This window comes from Bittarella massiliensis (ex Durand et al. 2017), from assembly GCF_017566145.1.
Classification (GTDB): domain Bacteria; phylum Bacillota; class Clostridia; order Oscillospirales; family Ruminococcaceae; genus Bittarella; species Bittarella massiliensis_A.
On record NZ_JABFCL010000005.1, the window covers coordinates 64,695 to 82,687 of the forward strand.

Sequence of the window (17,993 nt, forward strand, 5' to 3'; positions counted from 1 at the left end):
CTCCCTATGATACCACAAGCGCGCCGGTTTTGCCCGTAAAAAATAGGGGGCATTCTTGCCCCCTGTTCGCCTGCGCTCAAATTTTCCAGTGTCGCTTTGCCTCCCGCGCCAGTCCCAGCAGGCGGTAAATCCGCTCTACCTGGGCCGCCAGCGCCGCTTCCGCCGGGTGCGGCTGGTCGGCCAAACGCACCTCAACCCCCGCGATAAAGCAGACGGGCAGCCAGCTGTGAAAGCACCCGGTCAGCACCCCCTGCAGCCCTTGGTACGCCTTGCGCGCCTGCGGGGCGAGCGCGGCGCGAAAATCGGCCTCCGCTCCCGGCCAGCGGGCCAGCGCCTCCCGGTCCAGGGAACCCACCTTCCACAAAATGGCGTCGTGCAGGGCGGCCCGCCCGCCCTCGTCGTCTGCAAATGGGGCCAGCGCCACCCCCTCTACCCCAAGGGCGTCCACCTCCTGCATTCCCGCCAGGATGGCCCCGGCGCTGTACAGGTAGCAGAGGTGGGCCAGCTGCGCTTCAAACAGCGCGCAGTGGGTTCCGGTCAGCACCCCCTGTTTTTCCACCTGTCGGCAAAAGGCAGCCCAGTCCCGGCCAAAGCACTGCCGCCGGGCGCGAAAGCAGGCGTCGTGTTCGTCCAGGTAGCAAAGCGGCTGCCGAAAGATTTCCGGCAGAAAAAAGTCTGCCGCCGCGGCCGCAGTCGCCCGGGCCGCATTCTGTTTCCCCCTTTTTCCGCGAAAAGACCTCCGGTGACGCGAATGTCCTTTTAACATCTGCAAATCCCCCGTATTTGACAATGTTTTTTATTATTATAGCAAAAAAGCAGAAAAAATACAATGTAATATTGCGGGTGTATAACTATAGATATATTTAAGGGGCGATTTGTTTTACCTACGCTTTATAAGTCAATAGTATTTAATGTAAAGTGTGGGTTGCAATATGTTGAAAAGCTTGTTGGGCAAACGACTTCGCAAAATTAGGAAAGCACACGGTCTCACACAGAAAGAACTTTCAGAAGTGATAGAACTGTCAGTGCCTTCGATTGGGAAGATAGAAACGGGAAAGACTGCACCCATATTTGAAACCTTTATCAAATTGACAGAGGTTTATGCGGATACCGCAGTTGAGGACATTTTGTGTGATTTTCTGGATGCTGGTGTCCTTTACAGAATCAAAGACATCTCGGTGCGCATAGACGGTTTGCCAGAAGCGGAAAGGGAGTATCTGTACGGTGCTGCGCGGTACTTTGTCAATGCCATGCAAAAGGAGGAGAAGGCGGATGACTAGGGTGGAATTCGGCAAGCGCCTCAACAGAGTTCGCAAAAAGACGGGGATAAAAACGGAGCTTTTGGCCGAAAAGATAGATGTCAGCGTCGGTTTTCTCAATGGTGTATTTTCCGGCAGGGTCTACCCCAGTGTGGAGACCTTTGTCAAGCTGGTCAACACCCTGGGCTGCTCGGCCAACGAGCTGCTCCGGGGCGAGCCCTGGCCGGTGGACGAGACCGCCGTCGATTCGCGGCTGCTGCCGATCGGGGAACTGCCGCCGGACCGGGCCCGCCACGTCTGCAACGTCCTCGACGCCATCCTGACCGATTTGGAACAGGCCAAAGAGAGCGCCCCTTCTGAAAGGTGAACAGTGGCCGGCAGGGAAAGCCCCGCCGGCCATTTTTTGCGCCCCTTCCCCCCTCTCGCCCCTGGCGGAGAGGGGAAGAGGCGCAAAAAAGAGAGGGAAACCGCCGCCCGGGGAAGGCAGCCGTTTCCCTCTCAAGAGAAAAAGCAAGTTGTTCAGGAAAAACCAGGGGGAGGGGGCTTAGAAGAATCTCTTCAGCAGCCCGGCGAAGCCGCGGCCATGGCGGGCCTCATCCTTGCACATCTCGTGCACGGTGTCGTGGATGGCGTCCAGGTTCAGCTTCTTAGCCAGGGTCGCCAGCTCTTTTTTGCCCTCGCAGGCGCCGTGCTCGGCGTCCACCCGCATCTCCAGGTTCTTTTTGGTGCTGTCGGTCAGCACCTCGCCCAGCAGCTCGGCGAACTTGGCGGCGTGCTCGGCCTCTTCAAAGGCGTATCTCTTGTAGGCCTCGGCGATCTCGGGGTAGCCCTCGCGGTCAGCCACCCGGCTCATGGCCAGGTACATCCCAACTTCGCTGCACTCGCCGTTAAAGTTCTGGCGCAGGCCCTCGATGATCTCCTCGGGAGCGCCCTGGGCCACGCCCACCACGTGCTCGTCGGCGTAGGACAGCTCGCCCTCAGCCTGTTTTTTGAACTTCTCAGCAGGGGCCCCGCAGACCGGGCACTTCTCGGGAGCAGCCTCTCCCTCGAACACATAACCGCAGACGGTGCAAACAAATTTAGACATTTTTTGTTCCTCCTACCTCAAAATAAAATTGTTGTTTTTATTGTTTTGCTGGGGTTTCTTACCATGGCTTAACTATACCACGACCATCCAGTTACGTCAATAGGTTTTGCGAAAAAAATAATAACAATTCTCATTTTTGTTTTGGGTGGAGCTTCCAGTGGGCGGCGGGCCATGACTTTCCCGCCGCCAGGTGCTACAATAGAAAAAGCCGGGAGAGGCGTCCCCGACGCCCTCCTTCTGATCATAAAGAGACAAAGGGGGACCCCGCCCATGCTTTCCACCCTGCTGGTGGCCGTCAATGCCAAGTACACCCACACCAATCTGGCGGTGCGCTATCTCGCCGCCTGCGCCCGCCGCGCCGGGGCGGAGGACTGCGGTTTTGCCGAGTACCACATCAACCTGCAGCCCGACGAGGTGACCGCCGCCATCGCCCGCCTGGCGGGGGAGCGGGTGGCCTTTTCCTGCTATATCTGGAACCGCTCCTTTATCGACCTGGTGGCCCGGCGGCTGCGGCTGGTCCGCCCCGATCTGCGCCTCTACTGCGGCGGCCCCGAGGCCGAGTGGGACCCCCAGTTTTTGGAACGGCATCCCTGGTGCGACGGGGTGCTCTGCGGGGAGGGGGAGGGGGCCTTCCCCCTCCTCGCCGCCGGCCGGCCCGAGGGGGAGGTTCCCGGCCTTCTCCACCGCGAGGGAGGGACCCTTCGCCGCAATCCCCCCGCGCCGCCCCTCCCCCTGGAAAAGCTCCCCTTTGTTTACGGCGAGGGGGCGTTGCCGCCCCACCGCCACCTCTACTACGAGTCCAGCCGGGGCTGTCCCTTTTCCTGTCACTACTGTCTCTCGGGGGCTGGGGGAAGGGTGCGCTTCAAGCCCCTGGAACAGACCCTGCGGGAGCTCGACTTCTTTTTGGAGCAGCGGGTGGTGCGGGTCAAATTTGTCGACCGCACCTTCAACTGCGACCGGCGGCGGGCCCGGGCCATCTGGCGCCACCTGATGGAGCGCGACAACGGGGTGACCAACTTTCACTTTGAGCTGGGGGCCGACCTGTTGGGCCCGGAGGAGGTGGAGCTGTTGCGCGCCGCCCGCCCCGGCCTCTTTCAGTTTGAGATCGGGGTGCAGTCCACCAACCCCCGGACGGTGGCCTCGGTGCAGCGGGTACACGACTTTGCGGCCATCTCCCGCGCGGTGCGGGGGCTTTTGGCGGGGGAGAACATCCACCTCCACCTCGACCTCATCGCCGGGCTCCCCTTTGAGGACAGGGAGAGCTTCGGCCGCTCCTTTGACCAGGTGTATGCCCTGGGGCCCCACCAACTGCAGTTGGGCTTTCTCAAACTCCTTCACGGCAGCCGCCTGCGGGAGGAGGCGGGGGGCTACGGCATCGTCTTCTGCCCCGATCTGCCCCCCTACGAGGTGCTGAAGACCCGCTGGCTTTCCTACGGCGACATCTGCGCCCTCAAACGGGCGGAGGAGGCGCTAGAGACCTTTTCCAACAGTGGCCGCTACCGGGCGTCAATGGCCTACCTGTCCGCCTGCCAGGGCAGCCCCTTCGCCCTCTTTTGCCAGCTAGGGGACGCCCTGGCGGAGGAGCCCGCCCTCTCCCGGGAGGGGAAACACGCCTTTCTCTGGCGCTTTGGCAGGGGCCGCCCCGGGGTCGACGAGCAGCGGCTGCGGGAGGCCCTGCGGCTGGACTGGCTTTGCTGCGAAAAGCCCCGCAAGCGGCTGCCCTTTCTCGACGACAGCAGCCTGACCCCCCGCTACCGCCGCGCCGTCGGCGACTTCTTTGGCGACGGGGAGAAGGTTGCCCGCTACCTGCCCTCCTACCTGGGCGAGCACCCCGGCCGCATCGCCCGCACCGCCCACCTGGAGGTCTTCTCCCTTCACCCCCTCACCGGCGCTCCCGGCCCGGTGGCCATCGCCTTTGACTACCGGCAGAGAGACCTCTGGGGCGGCGCCCGCTGGCAGGTGGTGCCCCTGGAGGGAACCGTTGGCACAACTGCCTAAAAACCCCGCCTGAAACAGGGCATTTTCCTGAAAAGGGCCGTCTCTCCTTGACCGGTCAAAGGGGCTTTTCTATACTAATATCGGAAAGTGAAAAAGGGGCCCCAGGGTCCGGAAGGGAAATGCCCATGCATCAAAACACCACTGGCAAAGAGACGGGAGTCACCAAGCGCGAGGCGCAGATATTGACCATCCTCCGCAAAAATCCCACCATCTCCCACAAAGAACTGGCCGAGCGGCTGGGCATCACCCGCTCGGCGGCGTCGGTCCACCTGACCAACCTGACCAAAAAGGGAAAGATCATCGGCCGGGGCTACATCCTTGAGCAGCCCAACTACGCCGTGGTCATCGGCGGCACAAATATGGATGTCAACGGCTTTTCCTCCGGCCCCCTGATCCCCCAAAACTTCAACGCCGGAAAGATTCGCCTCGAGCCGGGCGGGGAGGCCCGCAACCTGGCGGAGAATCTGGCCCGGCTGGGGATGGGGGTCAAGCTGATCTCCAGCATCGGCGGCGATGTCTTTGGCGAGAAGATCCTCGCCGACTGCCGCTCCCTGGGCATCGACGTCACCGGCTGTCTCGTCCTCCCGGGGGAGAGCTCCTCCCTCTTCATCGGTATCGTCAGCCCTGACGGGGAGATGGCCCTCGGCCTGTCGGACATGACCATCGAGCGGCGGATCACCCCCGCCTTTTTGGAGGGGCGCTGGGGCGCTCTCGCCGGGGCAAAGGTGATGTCGGTGGGCAGTGGGCTGCCGTGCGAGAGCATCGAGTACCTCCTCACCGCCTTTGCCGGCAAGGAGATCGTCATCGACGCCGGGTCGGTGGCCAAACTCTCCGCCATCCGCCATCTGATAAGCGCCATCCCCACCCTGCAGCTCAACAGTGCGGAGGCCGAGTACCTCTCCGGCATCGCCATCAGCACCGAGAAGGAGGCCCTGCGGGCAGCCAAGCAGATCGGCCGGATGGGGCCCAAGCGGGTGGTGGTCACCATGGGGGCCCGGGGCGTTGCCCTCTCCAGTGCCAGCGGCGAGGGGATTTACCGCACCCGCCCGGTCAAGCCGGTGAGCGACGCGGGGGTGGGTACCGCCTTTACCTCCGGTCTCTGCTACGGCCTGGCCTATGACTATTCGGAAGAGGACACCATCTTTCACGCCCTGGCCTGCGCCGCCCTCAATTTGGAGGGGGAGAGCGCCGTCAACCACAATCTCAGCCTCAAGAGTGTGCAGGATTTGGCGCAACAGTTGAGCCGGGAACAGTGATGTTGCCCAAAAGAGGGCCCAAACCCGCGGGAACAGCCCGGGGTTGGGCCCTCTTTTGCTCTTTAAGCCAACTCTTTTAGCTCTGCTTGCAGCTGGGCAAAAAGGGGCGCGCCCCCCGCCTCCAGCAGGTCGCCCAGCCGCTGCCCCTCTGCGCCGTGGCGGCGGTAGAAGGCCAGAACCCGCCCCACCGCCTCCACCAGGGCGCTTTCCGGCAGTGCAGATCCCAGCGCGTCGCCCAGGCGGGGGCGGCGGCCCATCATCCCCCCGACAAAGAGGAGAAACCGCCCTGCCTCGCCGGGGGCGGGGAGGATCCCCACGTCCTGTCCGCGGGCTTTCCCCAGGCTGTTGGGACAGCCGTAGACCCCGATTTTAAACTTTTTGGGAACGGGGGCGCCGAAGAAGGCCCGATCCAGTTGGAGGGCCAGCCGGTGGGTGTCGAAAACGCCCCGCCGGCAGTCGGTCCCCTTGCAGGCGGCCACCGCCCGCACCGTGGCGCCGGTGCCCCCCAGTTTCAGCCCCAGCGCCCCGGCCAGGGCCACCGCCTCATCCAGCCGCTGGGCGGGGATGCGGTCGATCTCCAGGGTGCCCCGGCTGGTGGCGGTCACCCGCCCGCCGCCGCAGCGCTCGGCCACCTGGGCCGCCGCCCGCAGCGCGTCGGGGGTGAAGACCCCGCAGCTGCCCACCACCCGCAGGGCGCAGTGGCCGCCCTTTTGGGGGAGAATTCCGTTTTGCACCACAACCATCTCTCCTTTTGCACTCTCGGTCAAAAAAGTCTATATCCCCAACTGGGCGAAGATCTCCCCCAGCTGCCCGGGTAGGTCCCGGGGCAGGGTGGAGCGGGCCGAACGGCCCGCCTGGCAGAGATCCCCCGCCCGACCGTGGAGCCAGGCGGCGCAGACCGCCGCCGCAAAGGGGGGCGTGCCCTGGACCAGCAGGGCCGCCAGGATGCCCGAGAGGGTGTCGCCACTGCCGGCCTTGGCCAGGCCCGCCCCGCCGGTGGGGTTGACAGCCAGAGCTCCGTCCGGTCCGGCGATGGCGGTGTTGTGCCCCTTGAGCAGCACCACCGCCCCCCACTCGGCCGCCCAGTGGGCGGCGCAGGCCAAGGGGTTTTGGGCGATCCTCTCGGCGCTCTCGCCGGTGAGGCGGGCCATCTCCCCCAGATGGGGGGTGAGCAGGGTGGCCCCCTGCCGTTTGGCCAACCACTGGGGGTGGCGGGCGAGGTGGTAGAGCCCGTCGGCGTCCACCAGCACCGGACCGGAAAAGCCTTCCAACAGCTTTCCCACCAGCTCTCCCGCCCCCTCGCTGCGCCCCAGGCCGGGGCCGACGAGCAGGGCGTCCGCCCCCGCTGCCCCCGCCCAGAGAGCGGGCAGGTCGCCGGGGGAGAGTTGGCCCTCCTCGCCCCCTGACAGGGGGCAAAGCACCGTCTCCGGCGAGCGGAGGGAGACCAGCTGGCAGACGCGCTCGGTGGAGCAGAGGGTCAGGTAGCCGATCCCCGTCCGCAGAGCCGCCTCGGCGGCCAGGGCGGCGGCCCCCCGATAGAGGTCACTGCCGCAGACAGCCGCCAGCCTGCCGTTTGTCCCCTTGTGGGAGAGGGGGGAGAGAGGGGAGAGTTGCGCCCGCAGGTACCCCTCGTCGGCCATCTCCACCCGGCGGGTGAGATCGGCCAGCTGTCCCTCCTCAATGCCGATGTCCAGCACGGCGCACTCCCCCATCCACTCCCGGCCAGGGCGGAGGAGGGCGGCCTGCTTGGCGGCGGCAAAGGCGGCGGTCAGGTCGGCCCGCAGGGCCCCGCCGGCCACCAGGCCGGTGTCCGCTTCCACCCCGGAGGGGATGTCCAGCGCCAGCACAAAGGGGGCGGCTCCCCGCGCCCAGGCAAACAGGTCCCGGTGAAAGGGGTCCAACTCCCCCCGAAAGCCGGTGCCGTAGACCCCGTCCACCAGCAGGTCGAAGGTCTCCCCCTGGGGGACCTGTTTCAGCGGGGTGGGGGAGACCGCCCCCGCCAGATTTTGCAGGGCCTGTTTTGCCTCGGCGGTGCGGGGGACCCCGTCGGTGAGGTAGAGACAGACCTGGGCCCCCGCCTCCGCCAGCAGCCGGGCCATGACCAGGGCGTCGCCCCCGTTGTTCCCCTTGCCGCAGAGCAGGCAGACCCGCCTGCCCGGCAGGGAATATCGCCCGGCCAGCAGCGAGACAGCCGCCTGCCCGGCGTTTTCCATCATCTGGTAATAAGAGAGCCCCGACGCGTCGGCGCGGCGCTCTGCCTCCTTCATGGAGGTGGTGTCGATCAGCTTCACAAAAAATTCCCCCTGTGCAGCAACTTGATACCAGTATAGCACAGGGGACAGGGATTGTCAGGCGTCGGGCAGGGCATTTTGGCAGATGTTGAGGGCGTCTTCCACGTGGTAGGGGGCGCTCTGGTGGGAGCCGGGGGCCCCCGCCGTCACCAGCAGATAGCGGCTGTCCCCCTTTTGCAGCAGGGTGGCCAGACAGAGGCCCGCCTCTTCGGTGTAGCCGGTCTTGCCTCCCACAATCGCCCCTCCTCCCAGCTGGGAGGGAATCCCCACGCCAAACAGGGTGCTGGTGAGAAAAAGACCGTTGGGGTGGGCCGAATTGGGGGCGGTGGTGTAGCTGTGGGCGGTAAAGACGCGGTAAAAGGCGGGGTTTTGCAGGGCGCTGTCCAGCAGCAGGGCGATGTCCGCCGCGGTGCTGTAATGGTCGGGGTGGTGCAGCCCGTCGGCGTTGACAAAGTGGGTGTCCTCCATCCCCAGTTCCCGGGCGCGCCGGTTCATCCGCTCCACAAAGGCGGGCTCCGACCCGCTGACAGCGGTGGCGATGCCCAGACAGGCGTCCGCCCCAGAGGGGAGGAGAGCGCCGTAAAACAGGTCTGCCACCCGCACCTCCTCGCCGGGGAGGAACCCGGCCATCGAGGCGTTTGCCGCGTAGAGGGGCTGAAAGTTTGAGGGCAGGCGCACCGTGGCGTTCCAGTCGGGAAGGGCCTCGATCCCCAGCAAAACCGTCATGATCTTGGTGAGGGAGGCGGGGTAGATGCGCTTTTCCCCCCGCTGGGAGAGCAGCACCTGTCCGCCCCCACACTCCACCAGCAGGGCGACCGGGCTGTATAGTTCCAAGGGGGCGTCCGTTCCCCGGTCGTCAAATTGGGGAGCGCTCTCCACGGGGAAGGGGCGGGGAATCGCCTCTCCCCCTGTGGCGCGCAGGGCCAGCCCGCCCCCCAGGGCCGCCAGCAAAATGGCGGCTGCCAGCAGCGCTTTTCCCCTCTTCTTTTTCCTCTGTCTTGTCATTGGCAATGCAGCTCCTTTCTCCCCTCCATCAAACCAGAAAAGAGCAGGGGGCGCTTGTATTCTTTCTGGTGCATTTCTTGAGAAGTGATGGAGAAAGAATGGCAGTTTTGAAAGAAATGGAGCCATGGCGCGGGGAATGAGCCCCTTTACACAGGGGATAAAAAATCCCCCCGCCGAGAGCGGCGGGGGGGGGAGACGGGCTATGAAATTCGCCGGATGAGCTCGTCGATGGCGCGAAGGGCCGGCGGCCAGAAACCGCTGGATGATTGCGGCCTGCTCACTCTCCTCCGGAATATCAAAAAATTGGGCGGGGGAGATGCGCGGGTAGTCCGGCGAGACGCGAAAGGGGACGGCCATCTCCCAGCTGGGGGTCTGGGCTCTCACAGCGGTAGACCGATTCCTTGCTGATTTCCAGCCGCTGGGCCAGCGCCTGCTGGGATAGGTTCATCTTCTGCCGCAGCGCCTTTAGGCGCAGCCCAAAATCAAGGACTTCGTCCATGTGCGCCCCTCCCTCGGCCGCATTGTGGCAGCACGGCAACGCTCTGCCGCCAGTATACGGGTTGGCCGGTCAAAAAGCCGGGAGAAGGGGGGCTTTTGGCAAAAGAAAGGGGCGAGGCATCTGCCTCGCCCTCCTTCTTTGCCAGAAAAGAGCAGCCCCTTACAGGCCCCGCTCCTTTTTGTACTCCAAAAATTCCTCGTAGCTGCCCTGGCGGTCGAGAATGCCGTCGGCGCGAATTTCGATGATGCGGTTGGCCACCGACTGCACCGTCTGGTAGTCGTGGGAGGCAAAGAGGAGAATTCCCCCAAAGTTTTGCAGCCCCTTCTGCACAGCGGTGATGGATTCCAAATCCAGGTGGTTGGTGGGTTGGTCCAGCAGCAGCACGTTGGCCCCGCCCAGCATCATCCGCGAGAGCATGCAGCGCACCTTCTCGCCGCCGGAGAGGACGCTCACCGGCTTGTACACGTCATCGCCCGAAAAGAGCATCCGCCCCAAAAAGCCCCGCAGGTAGGTCTCGGTGGTGTCCCCCAGGGAGTACTGGGCCAGCCACTCCACCAGGTTTTTGTCCTCCCCCTCAAAGTAGGCGGTGTTGTCCTGGGGGAAGTAGCTGCGGCTGGTGGAGACCCCCCACTTGAAGCTGCCGCCGTCGGGCTCCTCCTCCTCGGTGAGCACCTTGCACAGGGCGGTGAAGGCCAGGTCGTTTTCCCCCACAAAGGCGATCTTGTCCCCCCGGTTGACGGTGAAGCTGACCTCCTGCAGGGCGGGGATCCCCTCCAGCGATTTGGAGAGGCGGTCCACCGTCAGGATTTCTTTGCCCGGCTCCCTGTCCATGGTGAAGCCCACAAAGGGGTAGCGGCGGGAGGAAGCCGGCATCTCCTCCACCGTCAGCTTGTCCAGCAGCTTCCGGCGGGAGGTGGCCTGCTTGGCCTTTGATTTGTTGGCCGAAAAGCGGGAGATAAAGTCCTGTAAGTCCTTGATCTTCTCGTCCCGTTTGCGCTTTTGGTCGTTTAGCAGCCGCTGCATCAGCTGGCTGGACTCGTACCAGAACTCGTAGTTGCCCACATACATCTTGATTTTGCCGTAGTCCACATCCACCATGTGGGTGCAGACCACGTTGAGAAAGTGCCGGTCGTGGGAGACCACGATCACCGTGCCCACAAAATCCAGCAAAAAGTCCTCCAGCCAGTTGATGGCGTCGATGTCCAGACCGTTGGTGGGCTCGTCTAAGAGGATGATGTCCGGGTGGCCGAAGAGGGACTGGGCCAGCAACACCTTGACCTTGACCTTTTCGGCCAGGCCGGCCATCCCCTCGTAGAGCAGCTCGGCCGACAGGCCCAGGCCCTGCAGAATCTGCTGGGCCTCGGTCTCGGCCTCCCAGCCGCCGAGTTCGGCGAATTCCCCCTCCAGTTCGGAGGCGAGGATGCCGTCTTCCTCTGAGAAGTCGGGCTTTTGGTAGAGCTCGTCCTTCTGCTTCATGATTGCAAAGAGCCGGGGGTTGCCCTGCAAAACGGTGTCCAGTACGGTGAACTCGTCGTAGGCAAAGTGATTTTGCCCCAGCACCGACATCCGGGTCCCAGGGGGGATGATGATCTCGCCGGTAGAGGGTTCCAGCTCCCCCGAGAGGATGCGCAGGAAGGTCGACTTCCCCGCCCCGTTGGCCCCGATGATGCCGTAGCAGTTTTCAGGGGTGAATTTCAGGTCCACGTTTTTAAAGAGATTCTGCCCGCCGAACTGCAGGCTGACATTTTGTACGGTAATCATAAAATCCTCCGCGTTGGCATACTCCTCGGCATCCGCCGACGGTTGCCATTCTACCATATACTGCCGCAAAAAAACAGGGAAAATTCCCAAAAGGGGGCAAAAAAACTTGTTCCCGGGGCCGCTTTTCAGTATACTGGATACATTGGATTACCGACAGGCCGCCCCCGCCCGGCGGAAAGGGCCGCCTGAAAATGGAGGCTTCAGAGATGGACACCAGATATTGCCCCACCTGCGGCGCTGTCGCAGAAGTGGGAGCCCGTTTTTGTCAGACCTGCGGCGCGGCGCTGGACGGCAGCACCCCGCCCCAGGACCCCAGCGCCACTGCCAACCGGCCGGCCTACGCCCCGCCGCCCCCACCGCCACCCACCACCTACGTGGGTGACCCCTATGCAGGGAAACAGGCGCAAAACTACCGGCCAAACGACCAGTACCCACCCTCGCCCCCGCAGCCGCCGTCCTACCAGCAAATTCCCCCCCAGCAGAGCGGCCAGTCCCCCTATCAGCCGCCCCAGCAGATGCCCTACCAGATTCCGAGACCCCGCAAAAACAGCAAAACCACCACCCTGACGCTGGGGATCATTGGGCTGGTCTTTTCAATTTTGCTGCCCATTGTCACCTACTGCTGCTCCATCCCCGGTCTGGTGATGTCCGGGCAAAACCCCTATACAGGGGAAAAGGACACGGTGGGAAAGGTCCTCAACACAGTGGCCATCTGCGTGGCCGCCCTCAACTCCATCGCCGCCGTCGTCAGCAATTTTGTCCGCTAGGCCGGGCAAAAGAAAAGGGACCGGACAGTCGTCCGGTCCCTTTTTGCGCGGCAGTGCCAGCCGGTCGGGGGGTCAGTGGCGCTCGCAGTTGCAGCTGTAGTGGCAGTCGCAGGTGGGGCAGCCCCCCTTGATGATCCCATGGACCAGGGCCGCCAGGGTAAACAGCATCATGAAGGCAAAGGCGCCGGCAAAGAAGAGGAGGATGATGGCGGCTACACTCGTCGCCCCTGCCACCGCCACGATGGCAGTGAAGAGGGAGAGGATCAGGGCGCCGAGAGAGGAGAAGAGGAAGCAGGGAAGGTAGCCGCAGATGCTGTCGGAGAACTCGCAGCTGTCACAGCAGGGACGGCGCAGGGCAAAGATCAGCAGCAAAAGCAGGGCGATGGCGGAGAGGACGGCAATAAAGCCCAGCGCCACATAGACCAACACAGCGGCAATGCCCGTATAGTAGAGAGCTGCAAAGACGGCGCCCAACACTGCGCTGGCAAAGGCCAAAAACCCGCAGATGTATTTGGAACGGTACACGGATAGACACTCCTTTCAAGCGGACGAACAAATCTCGTGACGATCTGGTCACGCCCCAATATATGTTCGCCTGGCCCGAATGGTGTGACTACCCCTGGGCCCGGCCCAGCCGCCCCAGTAAAAGGGTGGCGGCGCACCCGGCCGCCAGGCAGATAAGGCCGGTGAGAACGGCCTCCCAGCCGCCGGAAAAGCCGGGGAAAACCTCGGCCACCGAACCCATCACAAAGCCGATGATCAGGGAGTAGGTGAGCTGGGGGCGGCGCTCCATGGCCCTGTCGAGCAGAGAGGTGGTGGCGAGAATTCCCCCCAAAAGCCCCAGGGCGAGGGGGAGGAGGAAGGGCAGGTAGAGCCGGCTCACCGACGAGAGAGCCACCTGGTAGAGCCCCAGCAGAAGCAGCACGTGGGAGGCGCTGATACCCGGCAGCACCAGGGCCACGGCCACCACCGCCCCCGCCAAAAAGAGGAGCAGAGCCCCCTGAATGGAGAAGCTCTCTCCGGCGGCGAAGAGCCCGTCCGGCAACAGCCGCAGGGCAAAGACCAGCCCCAGGCCGAGGGCGGCCCCGGCGAGACAGCCGGGGGTGGGGCGGCGGATGCCGGCCTGCCGCCACAAAACCGGCAGGCTGCCCAGAATCAGCCCTGAAAAGAGAAAGAGCATGGGGTCGCCAAAGCGCTCGGTCAGGTAGAGGACCGCCTTGGAGAAAAGCAACATCCCCCCCACCGAGCCCAGACAGAAAACCAGCAGGAAGAAAAGGCTCTGCCGGCGCTTGGCGCCCCGGTCTCTGGTCAGGCTGCTGATGGCGTGAATGAGCCGGCTGTAAATGCCCAGGATGATGGCCATGGTTCCCCCGCTCATCCCCGGCAGGAGCATGCTGCTGCCCACCACCAGGCCGGAGAGGAGGGTGGAAAGTCCCTCTTTGGTGCGTTTCATCGTCTCGCCCCTATTTTGCAGAAATTTGTACCAGTGTAAAAAAGACGGGGGCAAAAGTCAATGCCTGCAGTTGTCTCCCTGTTCCCCGGACCAAAAGGAGGCCGGTGGCAGCCGCCGTTTGCGGAAACCCTGTAAAATTTGTGTCAAGCGGCCTCGAAATCGCTGTCTGCCGCAGGCCAAAGGCGATTTTCCCCCTTTTGGGGTGGATTTGGCCGGGAATGGTGCGCCCGGAGAAAGGGAGGGGCCTCTGCCTTTCTCTGTCTTGCCGCCGCACCGCCGGGGAAGTCCGGCCGATTGTTGGCGTTTGGCCGTTGTTTCGCTATAATAGAATCACCTTGTACCATTTTTCCCGGCTGCCCCTGTGGGCGGCCGCAGACAGCGGCCGGACGGGCCGCCCGCCCATGGGCGGACACCACTTGACCCATCAAGGAAAGGGAGCGGATATGGAATCCGACAGTAGTCTTTTTCTCAGTATTGCCATTTTGTTGGTGCTCATCGCCACCAACGCCTTTTTTGCCATGAGCGAAATTGCCGTCATCTCGGTCAACGAGGCCAAGGTGCAAAAACTCGCCGACGGGGGCAGCAAAGCGGCGGGGAAGTTGCTCTTCCTCACCCGCACCCCCTCCAATTTCCTCTCCACCATTCAGGTGGGGATCACCCTCTCGGGCTTCCTGGCCTCGGCCGTGGCGGCGGACAACTTTGCGGGGATGCTGGCGGACGCCCTGTCCTTCCTGCCGGTGGACCGGGGCGTCCTGCAGGGCGGTTCCCTGGTGCTCATCACCCTGTTTCTGTCCTACTTCACCATCGTCTTTGGCGAGTTGGTGCCCAAGCGCATTGCCATGCGCAAGGCCCAGGCTGTGGCCCTGCGGGTGGCGGGGGTCATCTCCCTGTTTTACCGCATCGCCCGCCCCTTTGTCTGGCTGCTGGCCCAATCCACCAACGGCATTTTGCGGCTGCTGGGCCAAAAGCCGGGAGAGGACGAGGAGGAGATCACCCCCGAGGACGTCCTCTTGATGGTGGAGACCGGCACCAAGAAAGGGGTGTTCGACGGCGATGAGAAAGAGCTCATCGAGAACATTTTTGCCTTTGACGACAAGACGGTGGGCGAGGTGATGACCCACCGCACCGACGTGAGCATGGTGGAGGACAGCGACGACATCGCCGCCGTGAAGGAGCTGGCCCGGCAGGAGGGGTACTCCCGCATCCCGGTCTATCACGAGACGGCCGACGACGTGGTGGGCATCCTCTACGTAAAGGATCTGCTGGACGACTCCAAACAGGTCGAAAAGGCGGCCGACTGCATGCGCGCCCCCATCTATGTGCCCGAGAGCATGCTCTGCAGCAAACTGTTGCGCACCTTCCAAAAGGAAAAGGTCCACATGGCCATTGTGGTGGACGAGTACGGCGGCACCGCCGGCATCGTCACCATGGAGGATTTGCTGGAGGACATTGTCGGCGACATTGCCGACGAGTACGACAGGGAAGAGGCCGATTGCCAAGAATTGGCGCCCGGCCGCTACCTTTTCGCCGGCTCCATTGAATTGGAAGAGGTGGAGGAAATCCTCGGCATGGAGCTGGACTACAAGGGCGAGTACGACACCCTGGCCGGCCTGCTCATCGAAGAGCTGGGCTATATTCCCCAGCAGGGGGACGCCACCGTCTTCCCCTTGGGAGGGGGCTACTGCGCCCGGGTGGCGCGGATGGAAGAGCGGCGCATCGACCGGGTTTTGGTCTGGAAAGGGGAGCCACAGGCAGCCGCGGCCGAGTGAGCGCGGCTGGCAGCGTGCGGCGAGAGGGAGGGCAGCCGGTTGGGCGGCCCCCTTCTCTTTTTGAAAGGCAGTTTGCAAAAGGCGATCAGGGACGCCCCTGACCGCCTTTTGCCGCACTTTTCGGCCTAAATCTGCCTCAATCGACACAAAAATGCAGAAAAAAGAGCCAAAAAGGGAAAAAAGTGACCGCTTTGCGCCCCCTTCAGACACCTATTGGTAGAGGGTTGTTTGAAGGGGGTGGTCTGGGGTGATCTCTACGGAGGGGGCTGCCGGCCTTTTTTTGGCGCTGCAACCGGCGGGGGAAGGGTGCCCGATCCACTGGTTGGCCCTGCTGGGGATCGGGGTGTCCGTCGCCTATCTGGCGCTGCGATCGTCCGGCATGCGGCCCCGGGCACAGGGGGAGGGCAGGCAATTGAAGTGGTGGGACAGCTGCTTTTTCACCCTGTTGGCAGGGGTGTCGGCCCTGCTCTACACCCGCCGCCGCTGCAGTCTGGACGGCTGCTCGATTGCCCTCTGGCTGGCTGTGCTGGCGGTGATCTCGTGGGTGCTCTCGGGCCGGCGGGAGCGGCGCTGGCCTCTTTGAGCAAGGGGGGGGATTTTACCCAGACTTTACAGATGGGCCTTGCATTGGGACGGGGAAGTGTGGTATTCTTATCCGGTAACAACTGCATACCGCCCAAAAGGGAGTAACTTGCAGCGCTCCGTCGCTGTCGTATGGTGCGTCAATCCGATTTTTGCAAAAAAATCCGCACATACTATAAAAAGTGAGACTTTTACTGTGGTTTTCACGGTGAGGGTCTCTTTTTTTGCACCGTTTTGGGCGGCGCAAACGCAGATCGAAGAAATGGGAGTGCACAATGGAAGTTTTGTTTGAAAACATTCTCAACATCACCCCGGGCCAGATCGTCATGTGGGTCATCGGCGGGCTGCTGATCTGGCTGGCCATCAAAAAGGAGATGGAGCCCACCCTCCTTTTGCCCATGGGCTTTGGCGCCATCTTGGTCAACCTCCCCCTCTCGGGCGCGGTGGACCAGGTGGCCGGCAGCGGGGTGGAGCAGGGGGCCATCGACACCCTGTTCCGGGCGGGAATCGCCAACGAGCTGTTCCCCCTGCTGCTCTTTATCGGCATTGGCGCCATGATCGACTTTGGGCCGCTGCTGTCAAACCCCAAGATGCTGCTCTTCGGCGCGGCGGCGCAGTTCGGCATCTTCTTCACCTTGAGCATCGCCTCGCTCTTTGGCTTTGAGCTGCACGACGCGGCCTCCATCGCCATTATCGGCGCGGCCGACGGCCCCACCTCCATCTTTGTGGCCAACTACTTTGAGTCCAACTACGTGGGGGCCATCATCGTGGCGGCCTACTCCTACATGGCGCTGGTGCCCATTGTACAGCCGCCGGTGATCCGCCTGATCACCACCCAGAAGGAGCGGCGGATCAAAATGCCCTACAACCCCCTCTCCATCTCCAAGACGACCAAGATTCTCTTCCCCATCCTCATCACCGTCATCGCCGGGCTGATCGCCCCCAAATCGGTCTCGCTGATCGGCTTTTTGATGTTCGGCAACCTCATCCGCGAGTGCGGGGTGCTGGGGATGCTCTCCGAGACCGCGCAGAAGGTGCTGGCCAACCTGATCACCCTGCTTCTGGGGCTGACCATTGCCACCAAGATGCAGGCCGAGTACTTCCTGCAGCCGGCGACCCTGCTCATCATGGGGCTGGGGCTGGTGGCCTTCATCTTCGACACGGTGGGGGGCGTGTTCTTCGCCAAGCTGCTCAACCTCTTTTGCAAGAAGAAGGTCAACCCCATGGTGGGGGCGGCCGGCATCTCGGCTTTCCCCATGTCGGCCCGGGTCATCCACAAGATGGGCCTCAAGGAGGACCCCCAGAACTTCCTGCTGATGCACGCGGCTGGGGCCAATGTGGCCGGGCAGATCGCCTCGGTCATTGCCGGCGGGCTGATCATCAGCCTGATCGCCAAGTAAGGAGGGCGCGCTGTGTTTCATATTCCCGAATTTTTATCGACCCTGCCCGTCATGGGCTACGGGATGGGCGGCATCTTTGCCGTTATCCTGGTGATCTATTTGAGCATCAAGCTGCTGTGCAAGTTCTTCCCCGAGCGGGGGGAGAACTCCAAATAGCGCCGTCCGGCGCGAAGAGAGGGGGGCCGCCCGGTGCGGCCCCCCTCTCTTTTGCCCCCGGCTGCCAAAACAGGCCTTTTAGAGAGATGCCCCCGCCTGCCGCCAATTTGCTGGGCGGCCGCTGTGGGGAGAGGGGCTATGTCTGTATTTTGGCCAAATGGCATAGTGATCGGCAGTGCCTAGGCAGGTGTTTCATCTGTTCGGCAAAGAGAAAGTTTGCAGGTGTTTTTTGGGCTGGTTTGCGAAAAGCAAACCAGCCTTTTTGCACGTTGTGTTCAAAGTCCATCCAGGACGGAAACCCGTATTTTTTCAACCATCCGTATCCACTGCGCAGAGTGAAGCCGATAAAGGAGATGTGGGGTACATATATGCGATCGCGACACCGGCACCGCTGTCAAGAAGATGGAGGGGCCACAGCTCTGCCCATGCCGGTGATGAAGCGCAAGCAGGGCGGCAAGCCGGTGGCCACCGGCACCACCTCTATCCAGAGGGGCGCCGTGGCCGGTCTCCATGGATGGCGCTGATGTGGATGGGAGCAGCCAGACCCTGCTCTTTTGGGATGGGTGAGAGCTTTGCGGATGCCAATTGAGCGCCAATTGTGCCATCTGCGCGATAGCCCTTTCCCAAAACGGATCAAGTGTGATAAAATTAGAAAAATATCTGCCTTCTTTCAGCGCGGCAGCTGTTCTTTGTCGACAGTGTTTTTGTGA

19 protein-coding genes are annotated in these 17,993 nt (G+C 62.8%); 10 read left to right on the forward strand and 9 right to left on the reverse strand.

Annotated features, from left to right (window positions below; all coding sequences use genetic code 11):
* Positions 1-76: 76 nt before the first annotated feature.
* On the reverse strand, positions 77-766 hold the full coding sequence (locus HJY11_RS07170) for a hypothetical protein (protein ID WP_208075305.1): 690 nt from the start codon (positions 764-766) through the stop codon (positions 77-79).
* 166 nt (positions 767-932) lie between these two features.
* On the opposite strand from HJY11_RS07170, the gene HJY11_RS07175 reads away from it, so the two are divergent.
* Both HJY11_RS07175 and HJY11_RS07180 read left to right on the forward strand, forming a co-directional pair.
* Complete coding sequence (locus tag HJY11_RS07175; RefSeq protein WP_208075306.1) at positions 933-1,280, forward strand: helix-turn-helix transcriptional regulator; 348 nt, start codon at positions 933-935, stop codon at positions 1,278-1,280.
* On the forward strand, positions 1,273-1,626 hold the full coding sequence (locus tag HJY11_RS07180; RefSeq protein ID WP_208075307.1) for a helix-turn-helix domain-containing protein: 354 nt from the start codon (positions 1,273-1,275) through the stop codon (positions 1,624-1,626). The genes HJY11_RS07175 and HJY11_RS07180 overlap by 8 nt, the downstream gene beginning before the upstream one ends.
* 177 nt (positions 1,627-1,803) lie before the next feature.
* Here HJY11_RS07180 and HJY11_RS07185 read toward each other — a convergent pair whose 3' ends face one another.
* Entirely contained in the window at positions 1,804-2,346 is a 543-nt protein-coding gene (locus HJY11_RS07185) for an NADH peroxidase (RefSeq protein WP_021658517.1), read from the reverse strand.
* 270 nt (positions 2,347-2,616) lie between these two features.
* Here HJY11_RS07185 and HJY11_RS07190 point away from each other — a divergent pair, with 270 nt between their 5' ends.
* Positions 2,617-4,344, forward strand: coding sequence for a B12-binding domain-containing radical SAM protein (locus HJY11_RS07190; protein WP_208075308.1), 1,728 nt, complete (start codon positions 2,617-2,619; stop codon positions 4,342-4,344).
* Positions 4,345-4,469: 125 nt separating this feature from the next.
* Positions 4,470-5,600: a PfkB family carbohydrate kinase gene (locus HJY11_RS07195; protein WP_208075309.1), complete on the forward strand. Its 1,131-nt coding sequence runs from the start codon at positions 4,470-4,472 to the stop codon at positions 5,598-5,600.
* Between the two features lie 62 nt (positions 5,601-5,662).
* Here HJY11_RS07195 and HJY11_RS07200 read toward each other — a convergent pair whose 3' ends face one another.
* From HJY11_RS07200 to HJY11_RS07220, 5 genes are all read right to left on the reverse strand, one after another.
* Positions 5,663-6,337: a hypothetical protein gene (locus HJY11_RS07200; RefSeq protein ID WP_208075310.1), complete on the reverse strand. Its 675-nt coding sequence runs from the start codon at positions 6,335-6,337 to the stop codon at positions 5,663-5,665.
* 36 nt (positions 6,338-6,373) lie between these two features.
* A complete protein-coding gene (locus HJY11_RS07205) occupies positions 6,374-7,891 on the reverse strand; it encodes an NAD(P)H-hydrate dehydratase (RefSeq protein WP_208075311.1) in 1,518 nt (505 codons plus the stop codon).
* Between the two features lie 57 nt (positions 7,892-7,948).
* On the reverse strand, positions 7,949-8,896 hold the full coding sequence (locus HJY11_RS07210) for a D-alanyl-D-alanine carboxypeptidase family protein (protein WP_208075312.1): 948 nt from the start codon (positions 8,894-8,896) through the stop codon (positions 7,949-7,951).
* Positions 8,897-9,191: 295 nt separating this feature from the next.
* Positions 9,192-9,395 (reverse strand): helix-turn-helix domain-containing protein, encoded by a 204-nt coding sequence (locus HJY11_RS07215; protein WP_208075313.1) that lies wholly within the window; start codon positions 9,393-9,395, stop codon positions 9,192-9,194.
* 159 nt (positions 9,396-9,554) lie between these two features.
* Entirely contained in the window at positions 9,555-11,156 is a 1,602-nt protein-coding gene (locus tag HJY11_RS07220; RefSeq protein ID WP_208075314.1) for an ABC-F family ATP-binding cassette domain-containing protein, read from the reverse strand.
* A 206-nt stretch (positions 11,157-11,362) separates the two neighbouring features.
* Here HJY11_RS07220 and HJY11_RS07225 point away from each other — a divergent pair, with 206 nt between their 5' ends.
* Positions 11,363-11,923: a zinc ribbon domain-containing protein gene (locus HJY11_RS07225; protein WP_208075315.1), complete on the forward strand. Its 561-nt coding sequence runs from the start codon at positions 11,363-11,365 to the stop codon at positions 11,921-11,923.
* Positions 11,924-11,995: 72 nt separating this feature from the next.
* Here the strand turns inward: HJY11_RS07225 and HJY11_RS07230 are convergent, their stop codons facing one another.
* Together HJY11_RS07230 and HJY11_RS07235 are read right to left on the reverse strand one after the other, a co-directional pair.
* Positions 11,996-12,448, reverse strand: a complete 453-nt coding sequence (locus HJY11_RS07230) for a hypothetical protein (protein ID WP_208075316.1) — start codon at positions 12,446-12,448, stop codon at positions 11,996-11,998.
* A gap of 88 nt (positions 12,449-12,536) precedes the next feature.
* Positions 12,537-13,376: a DUF368 domain-containing protein gene (locus HJY11_RS07235; RefSeq protein WP_208075317.1), complete on the reverse strand. Its 840-nt coding sequence runs from the start codon at positions 13,374-13,376 to the stop codon at positions 12,537-12,539.
* 443 nt (positions 13,377-13,819) lie between these two features.
* Here HJY11_RS07235 and HJY11_RS07240 point away from each other — a divergent pair, with 443 nt between their 5' ends.
* From HJY11_RS07240 to HJY11_RS07260, 5 genes are all read left to right on the forward strand, one after another.
* Positions 13,820-15,145 carry a hemolysin family protein gene (locus HJY11_RS07240; protein WP_208075318.1) on the forward strand — a complete coding sequence of 442 codons (1,326 nt, stop codon included), beginning with the start codon at positions 13,820-13,822 and terminating at the stop codon, positions 15,143-15,145.
* A 247-nt stretch (positions 15,146-15,392) separates the two neighbouring features.
* Positions 15,393-15,728, forward strand: a complete 336-nt coding sequence (locus HJY11_RS07245) for a hypothetical protein (RefSeq protein WP_208075319.1) — start codon at positions 15,393-15,395, stop codon at positions 15,726-15,728.
* A gap of 274 nt (positions 15,729-16,002) precedes the next feature.
* The gene (locus HJY11_RS07250; protein ID WP_208075320.1) at positions 16,003-17,127 is read left to right on the forward strand and encodes a sodium ion-translocating decarboxylase subunit beta; all 1,125 of its coding nucleotides are present in this window, start codon (positions 16,003-16,005) and stop codon (positions 17,125-17,127) included.
* A 12-nt stretch (positions 17,128-17,139) separates the two neighbouring features.
* Positions 17,140-17,283, forward strand: coding sequence for an OadG-related small transporter subunit (locus HJY11_RS07255; RefSeq protein WP_208075321.1), 144 nt, complete (start codon positions 17,140-17,142; stop codon positions 17,281-17,283).
* 368 nt (positions 17,284-17,651) lie between these two features.
* A complete protein-coding gene (locus HJY11_RS07260; RefSeq protein WP_208075322.1) occupies positions 17,652-17,807 on the forward strand; it encodes a hypothetical protein in 156 nt (51 codons plus the stop codon).
* The last annotated feature ends 186 nt before the right edge of the window (positions 17,808-17,993 follow it).

Excerpts from the sequence above, each read along its gene's own strand:
- HJY11_RS07210 (WP_208075312.1), bottom strand. The coding sequence starts at position 8,896 with ATGACAAGACAGAGGAAAAAGAAGAGGGGAAAAGCGCTGCTGGCAGCC.
- HJY11_RS07190 (WP_208075308.1), top strand. The coding sequence starts at position 2,617 with ATGCTTTCCACCCTGCTGGTGGCCGTCAATGCCAAGTACACCCACACC.
- HJY11_RS07185 (WP_021658517.1), bottom strand. The coding sequence starts at position 2,346 with ATGTCTAAATTTGTTTGCACCGTCTGCGGTTATGTGTTCGAGGGAGAG.
- HJY11_RS07260 (WP_208075322.1), top strand. The coding sequence starts at position 17,652 with ATGCGATCGCGACACCGGCACCGCTGTCAAGAAGATGGAGGGGCCACA.
- HJY11_RS07215 (WP_208075313.1), bottom strand. The coding sequence starts at position 9,395 with ATGGACGAAGTCCTTGATTTTGGGCTGCGCCTAAAGGCGCTGCGGCAG.
- HJY11_RS07175 (WP_208075306.1), top strand. The coding sequence starts at position 933 with ATGTTGAAAAGCTTGTTGGGCAAACGACTTCGCAAAATTAGGAAAGCA.
- HJY11_RS07195 (WP_208075309.1), top strand. The coding sequence starts at position 4,470 with ATGCATCAAAACACCACTGGCAAAGAGACGGGAGTCACCAAGCGCGAG.
- HJY11_RS07235 (WP_208075317.1), bottom strand. The coding sequence starts at position 13,376 with ATGAAACGCACCAAAGAGGGACTTTCCACCCTCCTCTCCGGCCTGGTG.
- HJY11_RS07170 (WP_208075305.1), bottom strand. The coding sequence starts at position 766 with ATGTTAAAAGGACATTCGCGTCACCGGAGGTCTTTTCGCGGAAAAAGG.
- HJY11_RS07250 (WP_208075320.1), top strand. The coding sequence starts at position 16,003 with ATGGAAGTTTTGTTTGAAAACATTCTCAACATCACCCCGGGCCAGATC.
- HJY11_RS07240 (WP_208075318.1), top strand. The coding sequence starts at position 13,820 with ATGGAATCCGACAGTAGTCTTTTTCTCAGTATTGCCATTTTGTTGGTG.
- HJY11_RS07180 (WP_208075307.1), top strand. The coding sequence starts at position 1,273 with ATGACTAGGGTGGAATTCGGCAAGCGCCTCAACAGAGTTCGCAAAAAG.
- HJY11_RS07225 (WP_208075315.1), top strand. The coding sequence starts at position 11,363 with ATGGACACCAGATATTGCCCCACCTGCGGCGCTGTCGCAGAAGTGGGA.
- HJY11_RS07220 (WP_208075314.1), bottom strand. The coding sequence starts at position 11,156 with ATGATTACCGTACAAAATGTCAGCCTGCAGTTCGGCGGGCAGAATCTC.